This is a genomic window from Pseudomonas sp. Teo4 (genome assembly GCF_034387475.1).
Classification (GTDB): Bacteria; Pseudomonadota; Gammaproteobacteria; order Pseudomonadales; family Pseudomonadaceae; genus Aquipseudomonas.
Window position 1 is genome coordinate 3,469,966 of the sequence record NZ_JAXCIL010000001.1, and the last position, 17,468, is coordinate 3,487,433.

6 protein-coding genes and 9 pseudogenes are annotated in these 17,468 nt (G+C 63.0%); 9 read left to right on the plus strand and 6 right to left on the minus strand.

Features of this window, described 5'->3' with window-relative positions; all coding sequences use genetic code 11:
- Nucleotides 1-53: 53 nt before the first annotated feature.
- A pseudogene (locus tag PspTeo4_RS15650) lies at nucleotides 54-1,690 on the minus strand (phosphoethanolamine transferase).
- 164 nt (nucleotides 1,691-1,854) lie between these two features.
- Nucleotides 1,855-2,220, minus strand: a complete 366-nt coding sequence (locus tag PspTeo4_RS15655; RefSeq protein ID WP_322364659.1) for a 5-carboxymethyl-2-hydroxymuconate Delta-isomerase — start codon at nucleotides 2,218-2,220, stop codon at nucleotides 1,855-1,857.
- 117 nt (nucleotides 2,221-2,337) lie between these two features.
- Between PspTeo4_RS15655 and PspTeo4_RS15660 the strand changes: the two genes are divergently transcribed.
- Nucleotides 2,338-2,574 (plus strand): YdcH family protein, encoded by a 237-nt coding sequence (locus tag PspTeo4_RS15660; RefSeq protein ID WP_322364660.1) that lies wholly within the window; start codon nucleotides 2,338-2,340, stop codon nucleotides 2,572-2,574.
- Nucleotides 2,575-2,687: 113 nt separating this feature from the next.
- On the opposite strand, the pseudogene PspTeo4_RS15665 reads toward PspTeo4_RS15660, so the two are convergent.
- A pseudogene (locus PspTeo4_RS15665) lies at nucleotides 2,688-3,871 on the minus strand (trans-sulfuration enzyme family protein).
- Between the two features lie 128 nt (nucleotides 3,872-3,999).
- Between PspTeo4_RS15665 and PspTeo4_RS15670 the strand changes: the two are divergent.
- A pseudogene (locus tag PspTeo4_RS15670) lies at nucleotides 4,000-4,463 on the plus strand (Lrp/AsnC family transcriptional regulator).
- A 211-nt stretch (nucleotides 4,464-4,674) separates the two neighbouring features.
- On the opposite strand, the gene PspTeo4_RS15675 reads toward PspTeo4_RS15670, so the two are convergent.
- Nucleotides 4,675-7,005, minus strand: a complete 2,331-nt coding sequence (locus tag PspTeo4_RS15675; protein WP_322364661.1) for an FdhF/YdeP family oxidoreductase — start codon at nucleotides 7,003-7,005, stop codon at nucleotides 4,675-4,677.
- Nucleotides 7,006-7,291: 286 nt separating this feature from the next.
- On the opposite strand from PspTeo4_RS15675, the pseudogene moaA reads away from it, so the two are divergent.
- Both moaA and PspTeo4_RS15685 read left to right on the plus strand, forming a co-directional pair.
- A pseudogene (gene moaA / locus PspTeo4_RS15680) lies at nucleotides 7,292-8,294 on the plus strand (GTP 3',8-cyclase MoaA).
- A gap of 20 nt (nucleotides 8,295-8,314) precedes the next feature.
- Nucleotides 8,315-9,212, plus strand: a pseudogene (locus PspTeo4_RS15685) (bestrophin family protein).
- Nucleotides 9,213-9,327: 115 nt separating this feature from the next.
- Here PspTeo4_RS15685 and moaB read toward each other — a convergent pair.
- Nucleotides 9,328-9,867 carry a molybdenum cofactor biosynthesis protein B gene (moaB, locus tag PspTeo4_RS15690; protein WP_322364662.1) on the minus strand — a complete coding sequence of 180 codons (540 nt, stop codon included), beginning with the start codon at nucleotides 9,865-9,867 and terminating at the stop codon, nucleotides 9,328-9,330.
- Between the two features lie 308 nt (nucleotides 9,868-10,175).
- On the opposite strand from moaB, the pseudogene PspTeo4_RS15695 reads away from it, so the two are divergent.
- Nucleotides 10,176-11,062, plus strand: a pseudogene (locus PspTeo4_RS15695) (LysR family transcriptional regulator).
- Here the strand turns inward: PspTeo4_RS15695 and PspTeo4_RS15700 are convergent.
- A pseudogene (locus PspTeo4_RS15700) lies at nucleotides 11,050-11,831 on the minus strand (helix-turn-helix domain-containing protein). The pseudogenes PspTeo4_RS15695 and PspTeo4_RS15700 sit on opposite strands and share 13 nt — an antisense overlap.
- A 375-nt stretch (nucleotides 11,832-12,206) precedes the next feature.
- Between PspTeo4_RS15700 and PspTeo4_RS15705 the strand changes: the two are divergent.
- The 4 genes and pseudogenes from PspTeo4_RS15705 to PspTeo4_RS15720 all read left to right on the plus strand — a co-directional run bounded on the left by PspTeo4_RS15705 (nucleotide 12,207) and on the right by PspTeo4_RS15720 (nucleotide 17,467).
- Nucleotides 12,207-13,838: pseudogene (locus PspTeo4_RS15705) on the plus strand (APC family permease).
- Nucleotides 13,839-13,909: 71 nt separating this feature from the next.
- On the plus strand, nucleotides 13,910-14,836 hold the full coding sequence (locus PspTeo4_RS15710) for a 4-hydroxyproline epimerase (protein WP_322364663.1): 927 nt from the start codon (nucleotides 13,910-13,912) through the stop codon (nucleotides 14,834-14,836).
- A 52-nt stretch (nucleotides 14,837-14,888) separates the two neighbouring features.
- A pseudogene (locus tag PspTeo4_RS15715) lies at nucleotides 14,889-15,835 on the plus strand (dihydrodipicolinate synthase family protein).
- 54 nt (nucleotides 15,836-15,889) lie between these two features.
- Nucleotides 15,890-17,467, plus strand: coding sequence for an aldehyde dehydrogenase (NADP(+)) (locus PspTeo4_RS15720; protein ID WP_322364664.1), 1,578 nt, complete (start codon nucleotides 15,890-15,892; stop codon nucleotides 17,465-17,467).
- Nucleotide 17,468 lies beyond the last annotated feature (1 nt).

The following is a 17,468-nucleotide window of genomic DNA, read 5'->3' on the forward strand; positions in this document are numbered from 1 at the left end:
TTGGAAAAGATAGACGGCCCTGTCGCTGGCGACAGAAGCCAACACCGACCGGCTCAGCGCTTGGCCGCCAGCCAAGGCCGGCAACTGGCGAACATGTCCAGCGACTGCTTGTAAACCTCGGTATGCACCTGCAGCAGGCCAAGCATCGAGTGGAACAGGTTGTCCTGCGACAGTGGCGCATCGCTGAGCTTGGCCAGGCAGTCGTTGTCGATGCCGAAGTCTTCGCGGTAGCTGTCGGAGAACCAGGTCAGCAGCGGCACATGCTTCTGTTGGTCCGGCGCCATCATGTAGGGCGTGCCGTGCAGGTACAGGTTGAATTCGCCCAGGACTCGCCATGGTCGGACAGGTAGATCATCGCGGTATCGACCTTGTCCTGCTTGCTGCGCAGGGTGTCGATCAACGAAGCCAGTACCTTGTCGGTGTAGGCAAGGGTGTTGTCATAACCGTTGATGATTTCCTGCTGGCTGCACTGGTTCAGCGCATTGCTCTGGCACACCGGCGTGAAGCGTTGGCTGCCCGCCGGGTAGCGCTTGTAGTACTCCGGCCCATGGCTGCCCATCTGGTGCAGTACCAACACGGTGTCCTTGTCGAGGTTGTCGATCAGTTCACCCAGGCCTTGCAGGAGTATCTCGTCGTGGCATTCGTCATTGGCGCACAGCGCCGGGTCCTTCAGGTTGCTGACATCGACGAACTGCACGCGGTCGCAGGTACCTTTGCAGCCCGACTGGTTGTCGCGCCACTGCACGGCCAGGCCGGCACGCTGGAGAATGTCCAGCAGCCCCTCGCGGTTCTTGGCCACCCGTGCGTCGTAGTCCTTGCGCCCCATGCCAGAGAACATGCAGGGCACCGACACGGCAGTTTCGGTGCCGCAGGAATGCACATCGGAAAACGCCACCAGGCCCTGCTCCTTGGCAAGGTTCGGCGTGGTGTCGCGGTCATAGCCGAGCACGCCGAAGTTCTCTGCCCGCGCACTTTCGCCCACCACCAACACGGTCAGCGACTTGCGCTCGTGGTGCTGCCAGGCCGCATCGCGGCGGGCATCTTCGCCATAACTCTGGAAAGGCCGCGCGGCGGTGCCGACGCGCTCGCTGACATAACCAATGGAGGCGCCCACGATGTTGCTGGGGGTGAGCATCAGGCGCAGTTCGTGGTGGTTGCGAAACAGCGATGACAAGCCTTGGTAGTTGACCAGAGCCACCGAACCCAGGGCCACGACACAGGCGCCACTGACTACCAGTTTGCCAAGCAGTTCGCGGTGCCAGGCGCGGTAGGCGATGGGCGCTTTCCACAACAGGACCGAAGGCAATACGCCCAGCAACAGCAAGTAAAGGGCGAACTTCAGCGAGAGCAGGTCACGCACTTCGGTAACGTTGGTCTCGGCAATATTACGGAACATGCCCGAATCAATAAGCACACCATATTGATTCATGAAATAGGCGACACCGGCGCCACTCATGAACAACAGGATCAATATCGGTTTTAATACATAACGGAAAGCAAATAGCGTCAGTATTAGATTAAAGGCGAACAACATCAGCATGGCGAATGCCAGGCCGAGCCAAAGCCCTGTCATGCCCGGCGGAAGAATTTGCTGCAGGTGCTGCCAGAGGAAGGCATTGAAGCCAATCAACAGGTAAAGGCTGGCCAGCAGCGTAACCCATTCGGTCCGCAGGGATTTGAAGTTGAGCATCGGCGTTCGCAATCAAGAGTGATTATCACCCAAGGGTCAAAAGACACCTTGGTAAAGTTGGCGAAACTCTAGAAAGCAAACCATCAATTTTTTGTGAAAAAGACGCCAACAAATTCGTGAGCCGGCGTCTTTTTTGGATTAAATGAAGTTCATTCAGCTGCCATTCAGCCCGGCAGGTAAAGTTTGGCGTACGGCGCACGGTCGATGTCCAGCACCTCCACGCACAGCTGCAGGTCCAGGCCTGGGCGTTCCAGAATGGCTTCACGCAGCACGTCCAGCAGGCTGGCGGACAGTTGTGACTTTACTTCGGGCGAACGTCCGTCAAGGATGGCCAGCCGCACATGGGCGAAGGCGCGCTCGCCTGTCCCGGTGCCCACGCGGTAGTGGGCGAAGGCCTGGGCACGGCTTTTGATGTCCCGTTCATCGGCAAATTGGCCGCTGCCGACCAGGGCATGGTTGAGGCGCAGCAACAGCGTATCGACATTCAGTTCGCGCAGGTTGTCGCTGTATTCCAGGTTCAGATGAGGCATGGCGCAGGTTCCGGTTCGCCGAAGGGATGCGACAGCCTACCCCAGTCCCCTACCCGCGCAAAGGCGGCTATCCTCAAAGGTCAGGACCTTACCGACAACCCCGATCGAGGTGAAGAAATGCCAGTTCCGCACGATCTGCTCGCTGACCTGCACGTATCCGCCGACCAGTTCCAGGCACTCATCGACAAGGACCAGGAGCTCCACAAGCTGCACAAGGAATACAACGCCAAGGACAAGGAAGTGCTGGTCGCCGAAGGCAACGCCAGTGGCGATGAGGCCGTCAATCGCCTACGCAAGGAGCGCCTGCTGATCAAGGACAAGATCGAACGGATCATTCATCCGCCCAAATCCTGATTGATCGCCAGATTTTCATTGAATTCACCGGCCTTTTCGCGGGTAAACCCGCTCCCACATTGACTCTGCAGAACCTGTGGGAGCGGGTTTACCCGCGAAGAGGCCGGTAACCCTCACACGCCAGCAGAAGCCTTGAGCGCCGTATCCAGGTCCTCGATCAGATCGCGGTAATCCTCGATCCCCACCGACAGGCGCAACAGGCTTTCACTGATCCCCATCGCGTCCTTCTGCTCCGGGCTCAACGAGTTGTGCGACATGCTCCAGGAGTGGTTGATCATGCTTTCGACCCCGCCCAGCGAATCGGCCAGAACAAAGATCCGCAGTGCTTCCACCAGACGATTGAGCGCCGCCCGGTCGCCGCCCTTGATCTTCATCGCCACCACCGCACCGCCAGCGCGCATCTGGCGCTTGCACAGCTCATGCTGCGGGTGGCTTTCCAGGCCTGGGTAGTACACTTTCTCGATCTGCGGATGGCTTTCGAGGAAGCGCGCCACCTGCAGCGCATTGGCGCACTGGCGCTCCATGCGCACATCGAGGGTCTTGAGCCCCGCAGGGCCAGGTAGCAGTCGAACGGCCCCTGGATTGCGCCAACCGCCATGCTGATCTTGCGCAGGCGCGCCAGCAGATCTTCGTTGGCGGCCACTACCACGCCACCCGTGAGGTCGGAATGGCCACCGATGTACTTGCTCGCCGAGTGCATAACCAGGTCGACGCCGAGGGTGATCGGGCGCTGGTTCCAGGGCGAGCAGAAGGTGTTGTCGATGCAGGTGAGGATGCCGCGTGAACGGGCCAGGTCGCACACGGCTTTGATGTCAACCAGGTGCAGCAACGGGTTGGTGGGCGACTCGATCCAGATCAGCTGGGTCTCGGGACGAATCGCCTGCGCCACGGCGTCCAGGTCGTTGAGGTCGACATAGGTGGTGGTCAGCCCGGAGGTACGCCCGCGGTAGTCCTCCAGAATCCGGAAGGTGCCGCCATAGACACCGTTCATCACCACCACGTGGGCGTCCTTGGGCAGCAGCTCGAGCACCGTGGCGGTGGCGTTCACACCGGAGGCACAGGCCACAGCGCCGACGCCCTCTTCCAGGGCGGCAACACAGGTTTCATAGGCATGCCGCGTCGGGTTGCCTACGCGGCTGTAGGCGTACTCGGGGTTATCGTCCAGGCTGCGCTTGATGTACGAACTGGCGGTGTAGATCGGCGGGAAGATCGCATTGTCGGCGACACTGAACTGCTCACCGGCGTGGATGGTGCGGGTGGCGAAATTACGCGGCTTGTCGGACATGGTGGGGGCCATTTGCTGAAAGGGGGCAGGTTGAAGAGCGCCACTATCTCACACCCATGCAAGGTGCTCCTATAGCGGTATTTTTTGCTAGATCAGGCTAATCTCGGAGAATATTTTTCTCTGCAGGCCGCCAGACACCTATGGACAGTTTCGACCAGCACATCCTGACCCTCCTCCAGCGCGACGCCTCGATTTCCCTCAAGGACCTGGCCGAAGCCGTCAACCTTTCCACCACACCCTGCTGGAAACGGGTCAAGCGTCTGGAGGAAGAAGGCTACATCATCGGCCGCGTTGCGCTACTCGACCCGGAACGCCTGGGTTTGGGCCTGACCGTGTTCGTCCAGCTCAAGACCCAGCGCGCCATGACAGTGCGTGGCTGGAGCAGTTCGCCACGACGGTGAAGGGTTTCGAAGAGGTCATGGAGTTCTACCGGATGTCCGGCGACTGGGACTACATGCTGCGCGTGGTGGTGGGGGATATTGCGGCGTATGACCGCTTCTACAAGAAACTGATCACCAGTACCGATGGGCTTTCCAATATCACGTCGAGTTTTGCCATGGAGCAAATGAAGTACACCACGGCGTATCCGGTGCATCGTTCGTGATGGTCTTGGTCAGTGCTGGCCTCATCGCTGGCAAGCCAGCTCCCACAGGTACTGCAGTGATCTCAAGAACTGCGCGGTCCAAGTGGGAGCCGGCTTGCCGGCGATGCAGGCAACGCGGTGCATGGCACCGGCTACGCCGGTGATCGCCGGCAAGCCGGCTCCTACAAGGACCGCGAGGATCCGACATAGCTGCAGATTGGGCCCGCCTTGATCAGTCCGCTGTCTGCACAGCCCCGATCAGGTTGCCGGCCTTGGCCTTCTCCAGGCGAATGGCGACGAACTTGGAAGTTGGCGTGTATGTGCCTTCGCCGTAACTCTCCAGCGGCACCAGCGGGTTGGTCTCGGGGTAGTAGGCCGCCGCTTGCCCCTCGGGCACGTCGTAAGCCACCAACCGGAACCCCGATACCCGACGCTCGCGGCCATCCTCCCACAGCGACACCATGTCCACGTGCTCTCCCGGCTCGAAGCCAAGGCGGCGAATGTCGGCCTCGTTGACGAACACCACCTCGCGCAGCCCGAACACGCCGCGGTAGCGGTCATCCAGGCCGTACAGCGTGGTGTTGTACTGGTCATGGGAGCGCAGGGTCTGCAGGATCAGGTCCGGCTTGTCGCCACGGGCCAATACCTGGGCGTTGACCAAGTGTTCAGGCAACTGGCTGGCACTGAAGCGCGCCTTGCCGGTGGCGGTGCGCCAGTTGCGCTCGGCGGCGCTGTTGCCCAGGTGGAAGCCACCCGGATGCTGCAGGCGCTCGTTGAAATTGGCAAAGCCGGGAATCACGTCGGCGATCAGGCTGCGAATACGGCTGTAGTCGGCGATGGCGTATTCCCAATCGATGGGCTTGTTGCCAAGGGTGGCCTTGGCCATGCCGGCAATGATGGCCGGCTCCGAACGCAGGTGGGGTGAACGTGGGCGCAGTTGGCCGTTGGAGATGTGCACCATGCTGAAGGTGTCTTCCACGGTCACGCCTTGCGGGCCGGTGGCCTGCAGGTCGATCTCGGTGCGCCCCAGGCACGGCAGAATCAGCGCATCGCGGCCGGTGACCAGGTGCGAGCGGTTGAGCTTGGTGGAAATCTGCACGGTCAGCGCGCAGTTGCGCAGGGCGGCGTGGGTGCGCGGGGTGTCCGGTGTGGCCTGGGCAAAGTTGCCGCCTAGCGCCACGAAGACCTTGGCCCGGCCCTCTTCCATCGCCTTGATCGCCAGCACCGCGTTGTGCCCATGGTTACGCGGGACACGGAACTGAAAGCGTTTTTCCAGCGCATCGAGCAGAGCGTCCTTTGGTTTCTCGTCGATGCCCATGGTGCGGTCGCCCTGCACGTTGCTGTGGCCACGTACCGGCGACAGGCCTGCGCCTGGCTTGCCGACGTTGCCGCGCAGCAGTTGCAGGTTGACGATTTCCTGCACCGTGGGCACCGAGTGACGGTGCTGGGTGACACCCATGGCCCAGCACATGATCACGCGCTCAGCCTTGCGGTACATGCGCGCCGCCAGCTCGATCTCGGCCAGGGTCAGGCCCGACTGCTCGACGATGTGTTCCCAGGTGGTGGCATCCACCGCTTCCAGGTAGGCGTCGACACCACTGGTGTGCTCGGCAATGAAGGCATGGTCGAACACCGCCGGCTCGCCTTTGGCCTGGGCTTCGCGCTCCCATTGCAACAGGAACTTGGCGATACCGCGCATGGCCGCCATGTCGCCACCCAGGGCTGGGCGGAAATAGGCGGTGTTGGTGGGTTCGGAGCCATTGCTGAGCATCTCGAACGGGTGTTGCGGGTGCTGGAAGCGCTCCAGGCCGCGCTCCTTGAGCGGGTTGAAACACACCACCTGGGCACCGCGTTTCACCGCTTCGCGCAGCGGTTCGAGCATGCGCGGGTGGTTGGTGCCAGGGTTCTGGCCAATGACGAAGATCGCATCGGCCAGCTCCAGGTCATGGAACACCACCGTGCCCTTGCCCACCCCGAGGGTGCCGGACATGCCCGCGCCGCTGGCCTCGTGGCACATGTTCGAGCAGTCGGGGAAGTTGTTGGTGCCGTAGGCACGGACGAACAGCTGGTAGAGGAATGCCGCCTCGTTGCTGGCCCGGCCGGAGGTGTAGAACTCGGCCTCGTCGGGTGAATCGAGCGCTTGCAGGTGCTCGGCAACCAGGGCAAAAGCGTCTTCCCAAGTGGTTTCCACGTAGTGATCGGTGGCAGCGTCATAACGCATCGGGTGGGTCAGGCGGCCCTGAAATTCGAGCCAGTAATCGGTCTGTTCGGCCAGGGCGCTGACGCTGTACTTGGCGAAGAATGCCGGGTCGACCGAACGGCCGGTGGCTTCCCAGTTCACCGCCTTGGCGCCGTTCTCGCAGAACTTGACCATGTCGCTTTCCGGCGATTCGCCCCACGCGCACCCGGGGCAGTCGAAACCGCCGTTCTGGTTGGTCTTGAGCATGGCCCGCAGGTTCTTGAAGGCGTTTTCGCTGCCGAGCCAGCTCTTGGTCACGCTTTTGAGCGCGCCCCAGCCGGCGGCTGGGCCTTTGTAGTCCCTGATGTGTTCGTCTTGGCTCATGCGGTGGATCCTCACGCGGGGCATTCGAAAAAGGCCGCCAAGTCGATGTGCCTGGCGTTTTCTCAAGCCTATGGAGCCTGCCCCAAGGCCGTCCAATCGAAATACCTTACGGCACGATAAGCACGCTCGATCATGCCCTACAGCCCTTGCCTGGCGGGGCCTGCAGCCGCGATAGAGGGTATTTATCAATTGGTCGGAGAAAGCAATTTGACGGGGGTGCCGGCAGGTTATAGCTTGAACCTGACACGCGGCGTTCATGCCGCCCCCAACCCATTCGAGCGCAAACGTGGAACAGAACAGCCGGCCCTGATCGACGGCTTCAACCGGAAAATCGACTACCTGCGGATGTCGGTCACGGACCGTTGCGACTTCCGTTGCGTGTACTGCATGGCCGAAGACATGCAGTTCCTGCCGCGCCAGCAGATTCTCAGCCTCGAAGAACTGTTCCAGGTGGCCGAGCGCTTCGTCGCGCTGGGTACCCGCAAGATCCGCCTGACTGGCGGCGAGCCTCTGGTTCGCCAAGGCATCGTCGAGCTGTGCGGGCGCATCGCCGCCCTGCCCGGCCTGCGTGAACTGTGCCTGACCAGCAACGGCTCGCAGCTCGGGCGACTGGCCCAACCGCTGTTCGACTCCGGCGTCTCGCGCCTGAACATCAGCCTCGACAGCTTGAAGGCAGAGCGTTTCAAACAGCTGACCCGCACGGGCGACCTGAGCCAGGTCATCGCCGGCATCGACGCCGCCCGCAGCGCGGGTTTTCGCCGGACCAAACTGAACTGCGTGGTGCTCAAAGGCCGCAACGATGATGAGCTGGTCGACCTGGTGCGCTTTGCCATCGACCGCGAGCTGGACATCACCTTCATCGAAGAAATGCCCTGGGTGTGATCAGCGAACATGAGCGGGGCGAATCGTTCTGCTCCAGCGACGAGGTGCGGGAACGCCTGGCCGAGCATTTCACCCTGGTCGAGTCCACCGAATCGTCCAAAGGCCCGGCACGCTACTGGCGCCTGGCCGAGGCACCGCTCAGCCGGGTCGGCTTCATTTCGCCGCACAGCCACAACTTCTGTGCCACCTGCAACCGCGTGCGCCTGACCGTCGAAGGCCGTTTGCTGCTGTGCCTGGGCAATGAACACTCGGTGGACCTCAAGCAAGTGCTGCGGGCCCACCCAGGCAACGCCGAGCGCCTGGAAAAAGCCATCCGCGATTCGCTGCACCTCAAGCCGTACCGCCATCACTTCGAAGTGGGTGGCGAAGTACAGATCCTGCGTTTCATGAACATGACCGGCGGCTGACCAGCCGCCTCTGGACTTCCATGATCGTCCATTCCCGCCCCGATGTACTACGCGTGCTGTTCACCCTCAAAGGCTCGATCGTCAAACGCATCGCCCTGCGTTGCCTGATGGTCACCTTGCTGGCTGCCCTGATCGTGCTGATCGAACATCGCTACCCGGCCTTCTTCTACCCGGTCAGCGCCACCCCTTCACCCTGCTCGGCCTGTCGTTGTCGATCTTCGCGAGCTTTCGCAACAACGCCTGCTACGACCGCTGGTGGGAAGGGCGCAAGGCCTGGGGCAAGCTGATCATCGAGACCCGCTCGTTCGTGCGTGAAAGTGTGGTGATCCACGACGAGCAGTTGCGCAACCAGGTGCTACGCAGCCTGTGTGGCTTCGCCCATGCGCTCAATGCCAAGCTGCGCAACGAAGACGACCTTGCCGCGGCCCGGCCTTGGCTGGCCGACTTGCAAGGAATCAGCCCGCACAACGTTTGCGACAGCATCCTGCGCCAGGTCGGCGCGCAATGCTCACGGCTGGCCGAACAGCAAGGCATCAGCGAGTGGCGCTACACCTTGCTGGAGCAGCGGCTGGCGGGGCTGTCGGAGGTTCAGGCCACCTGTGAGCGGATCAAGGGCACGCCGTTGCCGTTCCCCTATACCCTGCTGCTGCACCGCACCATCTACATCTTCTGCCTGCTGCTGCCGTTTGCCCTGGCAGAGCCGCTGGGCTGGCTGGCACCGCTGTTCACCACCATCGTCGGTTACACCTTCTTTGGCCTGGATGCGATCGGCAACGAACTGGAAGACCCGTTCGGACGCGATGAGAACGACCTGCCCACCGATGCCATGGTGCGCACCATCGAACGGGATGTGCTGGCAGGGTTGGGGTGGAGCCACTGCCACCGGCGTTGCAGCCGGTGGAGCATGTGTTGAGCTGAGGTGGGCACGCGAGGTGTACGGCTTGTTTTTTTGGGCGAAAATCGAGCGCGCCGCGCGGGCGGCGCTCGATTTCACAGGCGTCAAAATCCTACCGACAGGCACACCCCACACAACTCACCCGCGGCTTTCACACGCCCCGATCGGCTTCAGGTGTGGCACGAAATTGCACGGTCGATGCCGAGCGTCGAGTTGCTCGACCAGAATCCCTTCCCAGGCCGTGCGACAAGCTCCAGTCGAACCAGGCAGGCAGCACACCAGCGTGCCATTGGCCAAGCCGGCCAGTGCCCGGCTCTGGACGGTGGAAGTACCGATATCGAGGATCGACAACGCACGGAACAACTCGCCAAAGCCATCGATGCGTTTGTCCAGCAGGCATTCCACCGCTTCAGGCGTGCTGTCGCGCCCGGTGAAACCGGTGCCACCGGTGATCAGCACCACCTGCACGTTGTCATCGGCGATCCAGGTGGCGACCTGGGCGCGGATCTTGTACAGGTCGTCCTTGAGCAGCGACCGCGCCACCAGGCGATGGCCCATCTGCACCGAACGGCTGGCCAGCAGCTCGCCGGAGGTATCGTTGTCGTAGGTGCGGGTGTCGCTGACAGTCAGCACGGCGATGTTGAGCGGTACGAAGACCGCGTCGGGTTTGACGCTCACGGTGGTGCTCCTCGAATGGCATTGTGGTCACGCTAGAGCCATGACCGAGGGGCGTCCAATCGATATGGCGAACGGGTTAATCGACAGAGTCTATCGGTGCCTGTACCGGCCTTATCGCCGGCAAGCCGGCTCCCACATGGACCGCGACCATCTTGAGATCGCTGCAGGGCCTGTGGGAGCCGGCTTGCCGGCGATAGGCCCCAACTGGTGCAGCACCGCCCCAGTGATCGGAGCCGTCCCAATACCATCAAACAATGGCCAGCCAAGACTTGGTTAAGGTCAACTTACTCAGCACACCAGGCCGCACCATGGACATCAAGCAACTCAAATTCCTCATCGCCCTCGACCAGACCCGCCATTTCGGCCAGGCCGCGGCGCTGTGCCATATCACCCAGCCCACGCTGTCCATGCGCCTGCGCAACCTGGAAGACGAGCTGGACCTGGTGCTGGTCAAGCGTGGCCAGCGCTTCGAAGGTTTCACCGAGGCCGGCGAGCGCATTCTGGCCTGGGCGCGTACCCTGCTCGCCGCCCACGACGGCCTGCAGGCCGAGGCCGCCAGTTGCCGTGGCCAGGTGGTCGGCAGCCTGCGCCTGGGCACTGTGCCGCTGGCCAGTTTCAACCCAATGCACTTGTTGATGCCGCTGCGCGCCAAGTACCCGGAACTGCACTTTCAACTGAGTTCGCTCAGCTCCGAGCAGATCATCGATGGTCTGAGCCGCAACCAGCTCGACCTGGGCATCTGCTACCTGGACCAGGTCAACGCCAGCTTCTTCGACGTGATCGAACTGGGCACCACCACCATGGGCCTGCTGCATGACACGCGCTTTTTCCAGTTCGACACCCCACAACTGCGCTGGGACGAGCTGGCCGACATCCCACTGGGCCTGCTGAGCAAAGGCATCACTACCGCCAGTCGCTGGACCTGAGTTTCCGCAGCCGTGGCCTGGAGCCGCTGGCCGTGCTGGAAAGCGACTCCAGCTTCCAGCTGGTGCAGGCGATCACCGCCGGGGTGTGCTGCGCGGTGATGCCGCTGGACTGTGGGCTGGAAGAGCTCAGCGCACACATGCGCATCATTCCAGTGGCCGACGCCAGCATCCACAGCCCGGTCGGCCTGCTGCTACGGCGCAGCGAGCCGCGCTCGGCCATTGCCGAGCAATGTTTCGACGAAGCCCGCGCCCTGTTTCAACCTTCCTGAACCGCCGTCGCCTGGCGGTATTGTCTGGGTGTGAAGCCGGTCAGTTGCTTGAACTGTCGGCTGAACGCGCTGTGGTCGGTATACCCACATTGCAAGGCCACCTCGGTGATCGGCAAATCGCTGTGCAGAAGGCGATGGGCGTGTTCCAGACGTGCCTTGTGAATCATCTGCCGCGGCGTGAGGTGGAACACCCGCTTGCAGTAACGCTCCAGCTGCGCCACCGAGATACCCGCGATACGGGTCAGTTCGCCCATGCTGATGGGCTGGTGGAAATGCCGGCGAATGTGCTCATCCACAGCGGCCAGGCGTTGGTAGGCGGGGTGCGTGTCGGCGGCTGACTGCAAGTCGACCGAGATACCCACCAGGCCGATGATCGCCCCTTCAGGGTTGTACAGCGGACGTTTGTGAGTCAGGCACCAGCCCGGTTCGCGGCTGCCGTACAGGTGCAGTTCCAGTTGGTCTTCCAGCACCAGTCCATGCTCCAGCACTCGGCGGTCCTGTTCGGTGTAGCCGGGGCCCAGCTGCGCGGGGAACACCTCGGCGCTGGTCTTGCCCAGCAACGGCTGCAACTGCTTGAGGCCGCAGCGCTGGACCAGGTGCGGTTGGCCAGCACGTAGCGGGCCTGGGGGTCCTTGATGAAGATCGCGGCGTTGGGGATGACGTCGAGCATCGGTAGCAGCAAAGCGACACCCGCAAGCAAGGCTTCCAGAGTTGCAGGACGGTTTTGGTCAAGCGATTGGTATAGCGTTGCCAGGGGATTGTTTGTCATCTGACGCTCTTGCCTGAAGCGACTGGCCTCTTCGCGGGTAAACCCGCTCCCACAGAGACCACGTGGAGTCTGAAGTCAAAGGATAACCTGTGGGAGCGGGTTTACCCGCGAAGAGGAGGCAGAAACCACCACACCTCTACAGCCCCCACCCGATAGGGCCTTCAGCCTATCTGGTCACCTCACCGCCCGACCAGCCTTTTTCCAAACTGTGCCGATTTCGTCACCCACCCTGCAGAAAACCATCAAGAACCAACCCCCTCCCCGGTTCACTCTATGCCCCACGCAAGCCGCCCCACACCTACAAGAGCGCGGCCAAAAAGCCGCACATCGTGACATCAGACCTGCCTATCCAATAACCAACAAAAAGGCGAACCCATGTCAGGCAAATTCAAGAAACAGTTGTCATTGCTGGACCTCACCTTCATCGGCCTTGGGGCCATCTTCGGCTCCGGGTGGCTGTTCGCCGCCAGCCATGTTTCGGCCATCGCCGGCCCCGCCGGTATCCTCTCCTGGTTCCTCGGTGGCTTCGCCGTGCTGCTACTGGGCATCGTCTATTGCGAACTCGGCGCCGCCCTGCCCCGCGCCGGTGGCGTGGTGCGCTACCCGGTGTACTCCCATGGCCCGTTGCTTGGCTACCTGATGGGCTTCATCACCCTGATCGCGTTCTCCAGCCTGGTGGCCATCGAAGTGGTCGCTTCGCGTCAGTATGCGGCAGCCTGGTTTCCCGAACTCACCAAGGCTGGTTCCAGCGACCCGACAATCCTCGGCTGGCTGGTGCAGTTTGGCCTCTTGTGCGTGTTCTTCCTGCTCAACTATCGCAGCGTGAAGACCTTCGCCAAGGCCAACAACCTGGTCAGCGTATTCAAGTTCATCGTGCCGTTGCTGGTGATCGGCGTGCTGTTCACCTTCTTCAAGCCGGCCAACTTCGAGGTCCAGGCTTCGCCCCGTTCGGAATGTCGGGCGTGGAAATGGCGGTCTCGGCCGGTGGCATCATCTTCGCCTACCTGGGCCTGACACCGATCATCTCGGTGGCCAGCGAGGTGAAGAACCCACAGCGCACCATTCCTATCGCGCTGATCTTGTCGGTGCTGCTGTCCACCGCGATCTACGTGCTGCTGCAACTGGCCTTCCTGGGCAGCGTGCCGACCGAGATGCTGGCCAACGGCTGGGCCGGCGTAACCAAGGAACTGGCCCTGCCCTACCGTGACATCGCGCTGGCCCTGGGCGTGGGCTGGCTAGCCTACCTGGTAGTGGCCGATGCCGTGATCTCGCCAAGCGGCTGCGGCAACATCTACATGAACGCCACCCGCGCGTGGTGTACGGCTGGGCGCAGACCGGCACCTTCTTCAAGGTCTTCACCCGCATCGACGAGCAGTCCGGCATCCCGCGCCCTGCGCTGTGGCTGACCTTTGCTCTGTCGGTGTTCTGGACGCTGCCATTCCCGTCCTGGGAAGCGCTGATCAACGTGGTGTCGGCCGCCCTGGTGCTGAGCTACGCCGTGCCCCGGTCACCGTCGCCGCCCTGCGCCGCAACGCCCCGGACATGCCGCGCCCGTTCCGGGTCAAGGGCATGGGCGTACTCGGCCCACTGTCGTTCATCATCGCCGCACTGATCGTGTACTGGTCGGGCTGGAACACCGTGTCGTGGCTGCTGGCCCTGCAAATCGTGATGTTCGTGCTGTACCTGCTGTGCGGCCGCTTCGTCCCCACCCAACACCTTTCGCTGGGCCAACAGGTGCGCTCGTCCGCCTGGCTGATCGGCTTCTACGCCGTGACCATCCTGCTGTCCTGGCTCGGTAGCTTCGGCGGCCTGGGCGTCATCGGGCATCCGTTCGACACCGTGGTCGTCGCTGCCTGCGCCTTGGGCATCTACTACTGGGGCGCCGCGACCGGCGTGCCGGCCCACCTGGTGCGCCTGGATGGTGATGACGAAAGCGAGGCTTTCACCGAGTCGACTGGCCTCATCGCCGGCAAGCCGGCTCCCACACCTACAGCGGTGAGCCACTAAGCGCAGGCTTGCCGGTGATAACGCCGCGACAGCCTCCCAAGCCATACGTTGAATACTCAATGGACCCGAACATGAAACACATCCATGTCATCGACTCCCACACCGGCGGCGAACCGACCCGCCTTGTGATCAAAGGCTTCCCCTTGCTCAATGGTCGCAGCATGGCCGAGCAACGCGACGAGCTGCGTGAGCTGCATGACCACTGGCGCCGCGCCTGCCTGCTGGAGCCACGCGGCAACGATGTGCTGGTGGGCGCGCTGTACTGCGAGCCAGTGTCGGCGGACGCCACCTGCGGGGTGATCTTCTTCAACAATGCCGGTTACCTGAACATGTGTGGCCACGGCACCATCGGCCTGGTCGCTTCGCTGCAGCACCTGGGGTTGATCGAACCCGGCGTGCACAAGATCGACACCCCGGTCGGCCAGGTCAGCGCCACGCTGCATGACGATGGCGCCGTGACCGTCGGCAACGTGCCAGCCTACCGCTTCCGCCAGCACGTCGCGGTCGATGTACCGGGCCATGGCGTGGTGCATGGCGATATTGCCTGGGGTGGCAACTGGTTCTTCCTGGTGTCCGAGCACGGCCAGCGCATCGAGCTGAACAACGTCGAAGCCCTCACCGACTACACCTGGGCCATGCTCAAGGCCCTGGAGGCCCAGGGCATCACCGGTGAAAACGACGCGCCCATCGACCACGTCGAGCTGTTCGCCGCCGACGAAAACGCCGACAGCCGCAACTTCGTGATGTGCCCCGGCAAGGCCTACGACCGCTCGCCCTGCGGCACCGGCACCAGCGCCAAGCTGGCCTGCCTGGCCGCTGACGGCAAGCTCGCCGAAGGCCAGACCTGGACCCAGGCAAGCATCACCGGCAGCCAGTTCCAGGGCCGATTCGAACGTGAGGGCGAGCGCATCCGCCCGTTCATCACCGGTCGCGCCCACATGACCGCCGACGCCACCCTGTTGATTGACGAACAAGACCCTTTCGCCTGGGGCATCTGACCTGCCTTCGGCACCTTCCCTCGACACCTGAATACTGCAAGGAGTGACACCCATGACCGACAACATCTTCACCGGCTGCATGCCTGCTTTGATGACCCCCTGCACCGCCGAGCGCAAACCCGACTTCGACGCGCTGGTGCGCAAGGGCCACGAGCTGATCGAAGCCGGCATGAGCGCCGTGGTGTACTGCGGCTCGATGGGCGACTGGCCGCTGCTGACCGAGGCCGAGCGCCAGGAAGGCGTGGCGCGCCTGGTGGCCGCTGGTATCCCGACCATCGTCGGCACCGGCGCGGTGAACACCCGCGAAGCCGTTTCGCATGCGGCCCACGCCGCCAAGGTCGGTGCCGCCGGCCTGATGGTTATCCCTCGGGTGCTGTCCCGTGGCGCCTCGCTGATCGCCCAGAAGCACCATTTCTCGGCCATTCTGCAGGCCGCGCCGAAACTGCCGGCGGTAATCTACAACAGCCCCTACTACGGCTTCGCCACCCGCGCCGACCTGTTCTTCGAACTGCGCCGCGAGTACCCGAACCTGATCGGCTTCAAGGAGTTCGGTGGTGGCGCCGACCTGCGCTACGCCGCTGAGCACATCACCTCCAAGGACGACGACGTGACCTTGATGGTCGGTGTCGACACCCAGGTGGTGCATGGCTTCGTCAACTGCAACGCCACCGGCGCCATCACCGGTATCGGCAATGCCCTGCCCCGTGAAGTGCTGCACCTGGTGAGCCTGAGCAAGCAGGCCGCCAAGGGCGATGCCAAGGCCGTCGCCTGGCCCGCGAGCTGGAGTCGGCGCTGGCGGTGCTGTCGTCGTTCGATGAAGGGTGCGACCTGGTGCTGTACTACAAGCACCTGATGGTGCTCAACGGCGACAGCGAATACACCCTGCACTTCAACGAGACCGACGTGCTCACCGACGCCCAGCGCAACTACGCCGAACAGCAATACGCGCTGTTCCGCCAGTGGTACGCCAACTGGTCGGCCGAACAGAACGTCGCCTGATTAGCGGGGCGCAGCGCGCCCCCAAGCTCTGAACCTGATTCCCAAGGAGGCCCCATGCCCCTGACAGGCAACCTGCTGATTGGCCAACGCGCCGTCACCGGCAGCCGCGAAGCGATCCGCGCCATCGACCCTGCCACTAACCAAACGCTCGAACCGGCCTACGCCGGTGGCACTGGCGAGCATGTGGCCCAAGCCTGCGCACTGGCCTGGGCGGCGTTCGATGCCTATCGCGAAACCACACTGGAACAACGCGCCCGCTTTCTTGAAACCATCGCCGAACAGATCGAAGCACTGGGTGATGCCCTGATCGACCGCGCCGTCGCCGAAACGGGCTTGCCCAAGGCGCGTATCCAGGGTGAGCGCGGTCGTACCTGCACCCAGCTGCGCACCTTTGCCCGCGTCGTGCGTGCGGGTGAATGGCTGGACGTGCGCGTCGACAACGCCCTGCCCACGCGTCAGCCATTGCCACGCCCTGACTTGCGTCAGCGCCAGGTGGCCCTGGGACCGGTGGCGGTATTTGGCGCCAGCAACTTCCCCTTGGCCTTCTCCGTTGCCGGTGGCGACACCGCCTCTGCGCTGGCAGCCGGCTGCCCGGTAGTGGTCAAGGCCCACAGCGCCCACCCCGGCACCAGCGAATTGGTCGGCCAGGCCGTGGCCCGCGCTGTAGAACAATGCGCCTTGCCCGAAGGTGTGTTCTCGCTGCTGTACGGCTCGGGGCGTGAAGTCGGTATCGCTCTGGTCAGCGACCCACGCATCAAGGCCGTCGGTTTTACCGGTTCACGCAGCGGTGGCATTGCCTTGTGCCAAGCCGCTCAAGCTCGCCCGGAACCTATCCCGGTGTACGCGGAAATGAGTTCGATCAACCCGGTATTCCTGTTCGATGCCGCGCTGCAAGCCCGTGGCCAGGCACTGGCGCAAGGCTTCGTCGCTTCGTTGACCCAAGGCGCCGGCCAGTTCTGCACCAACCCTGGCCTGGTGATTGCCCGCCAGGGGCCGGCACTGCAAAGTTTCATCACGGCGGCCAGCGAGCAGGTACAGCGCGCAGCAGCGCAGACCATGCTGACCCCCGGCATCTTCAGTGCCTATGAAGCCGGTGTCGGTGCACTGGCCGAGAACGCCAACGCCCATGTCGCCGCCAGCGGCCAGGCTCAACAAGGGCCAAATCAGTGCCAGGCCCAGCTGTTCGTCACCCAGGCCAACGCATTCCTCACCGACCCGGCATTGCAGGCCGAAGTGTTCGGCGCCGCCTCGCTGGTGGTCGCCTGCGAAAGCGACGAGCAGATCCGCCAGGTCGCCGAGCACCTGGAAGGCCAATTGACCGCAACCCTGCATATGGATGAGGCCGACCTGCAGAGCGCTCGCGCCCTGCTGCCGACCCTGGAACGCAAGGCGGGGCGCATTCTGGTCAATGGCTGGCCGACCGGGGTCGAGGTGTGCGACGCGATGGTCCATGGCGGGCCGTTCCCTGCCACCTCCGATGCCCGTTCCACCTCGGTGGGTACCGCGGCCATCCAGCGCTTCCTGCGCCCGGTGTGCTACCAGGACTTCCCGGACGCCTTGCTGCCCGAAGCACTCAGGCACGGTAACCCCTTGCAGCTGCGCCGGCTGCTCGACGGCAAGCGAGAAGGCTAGA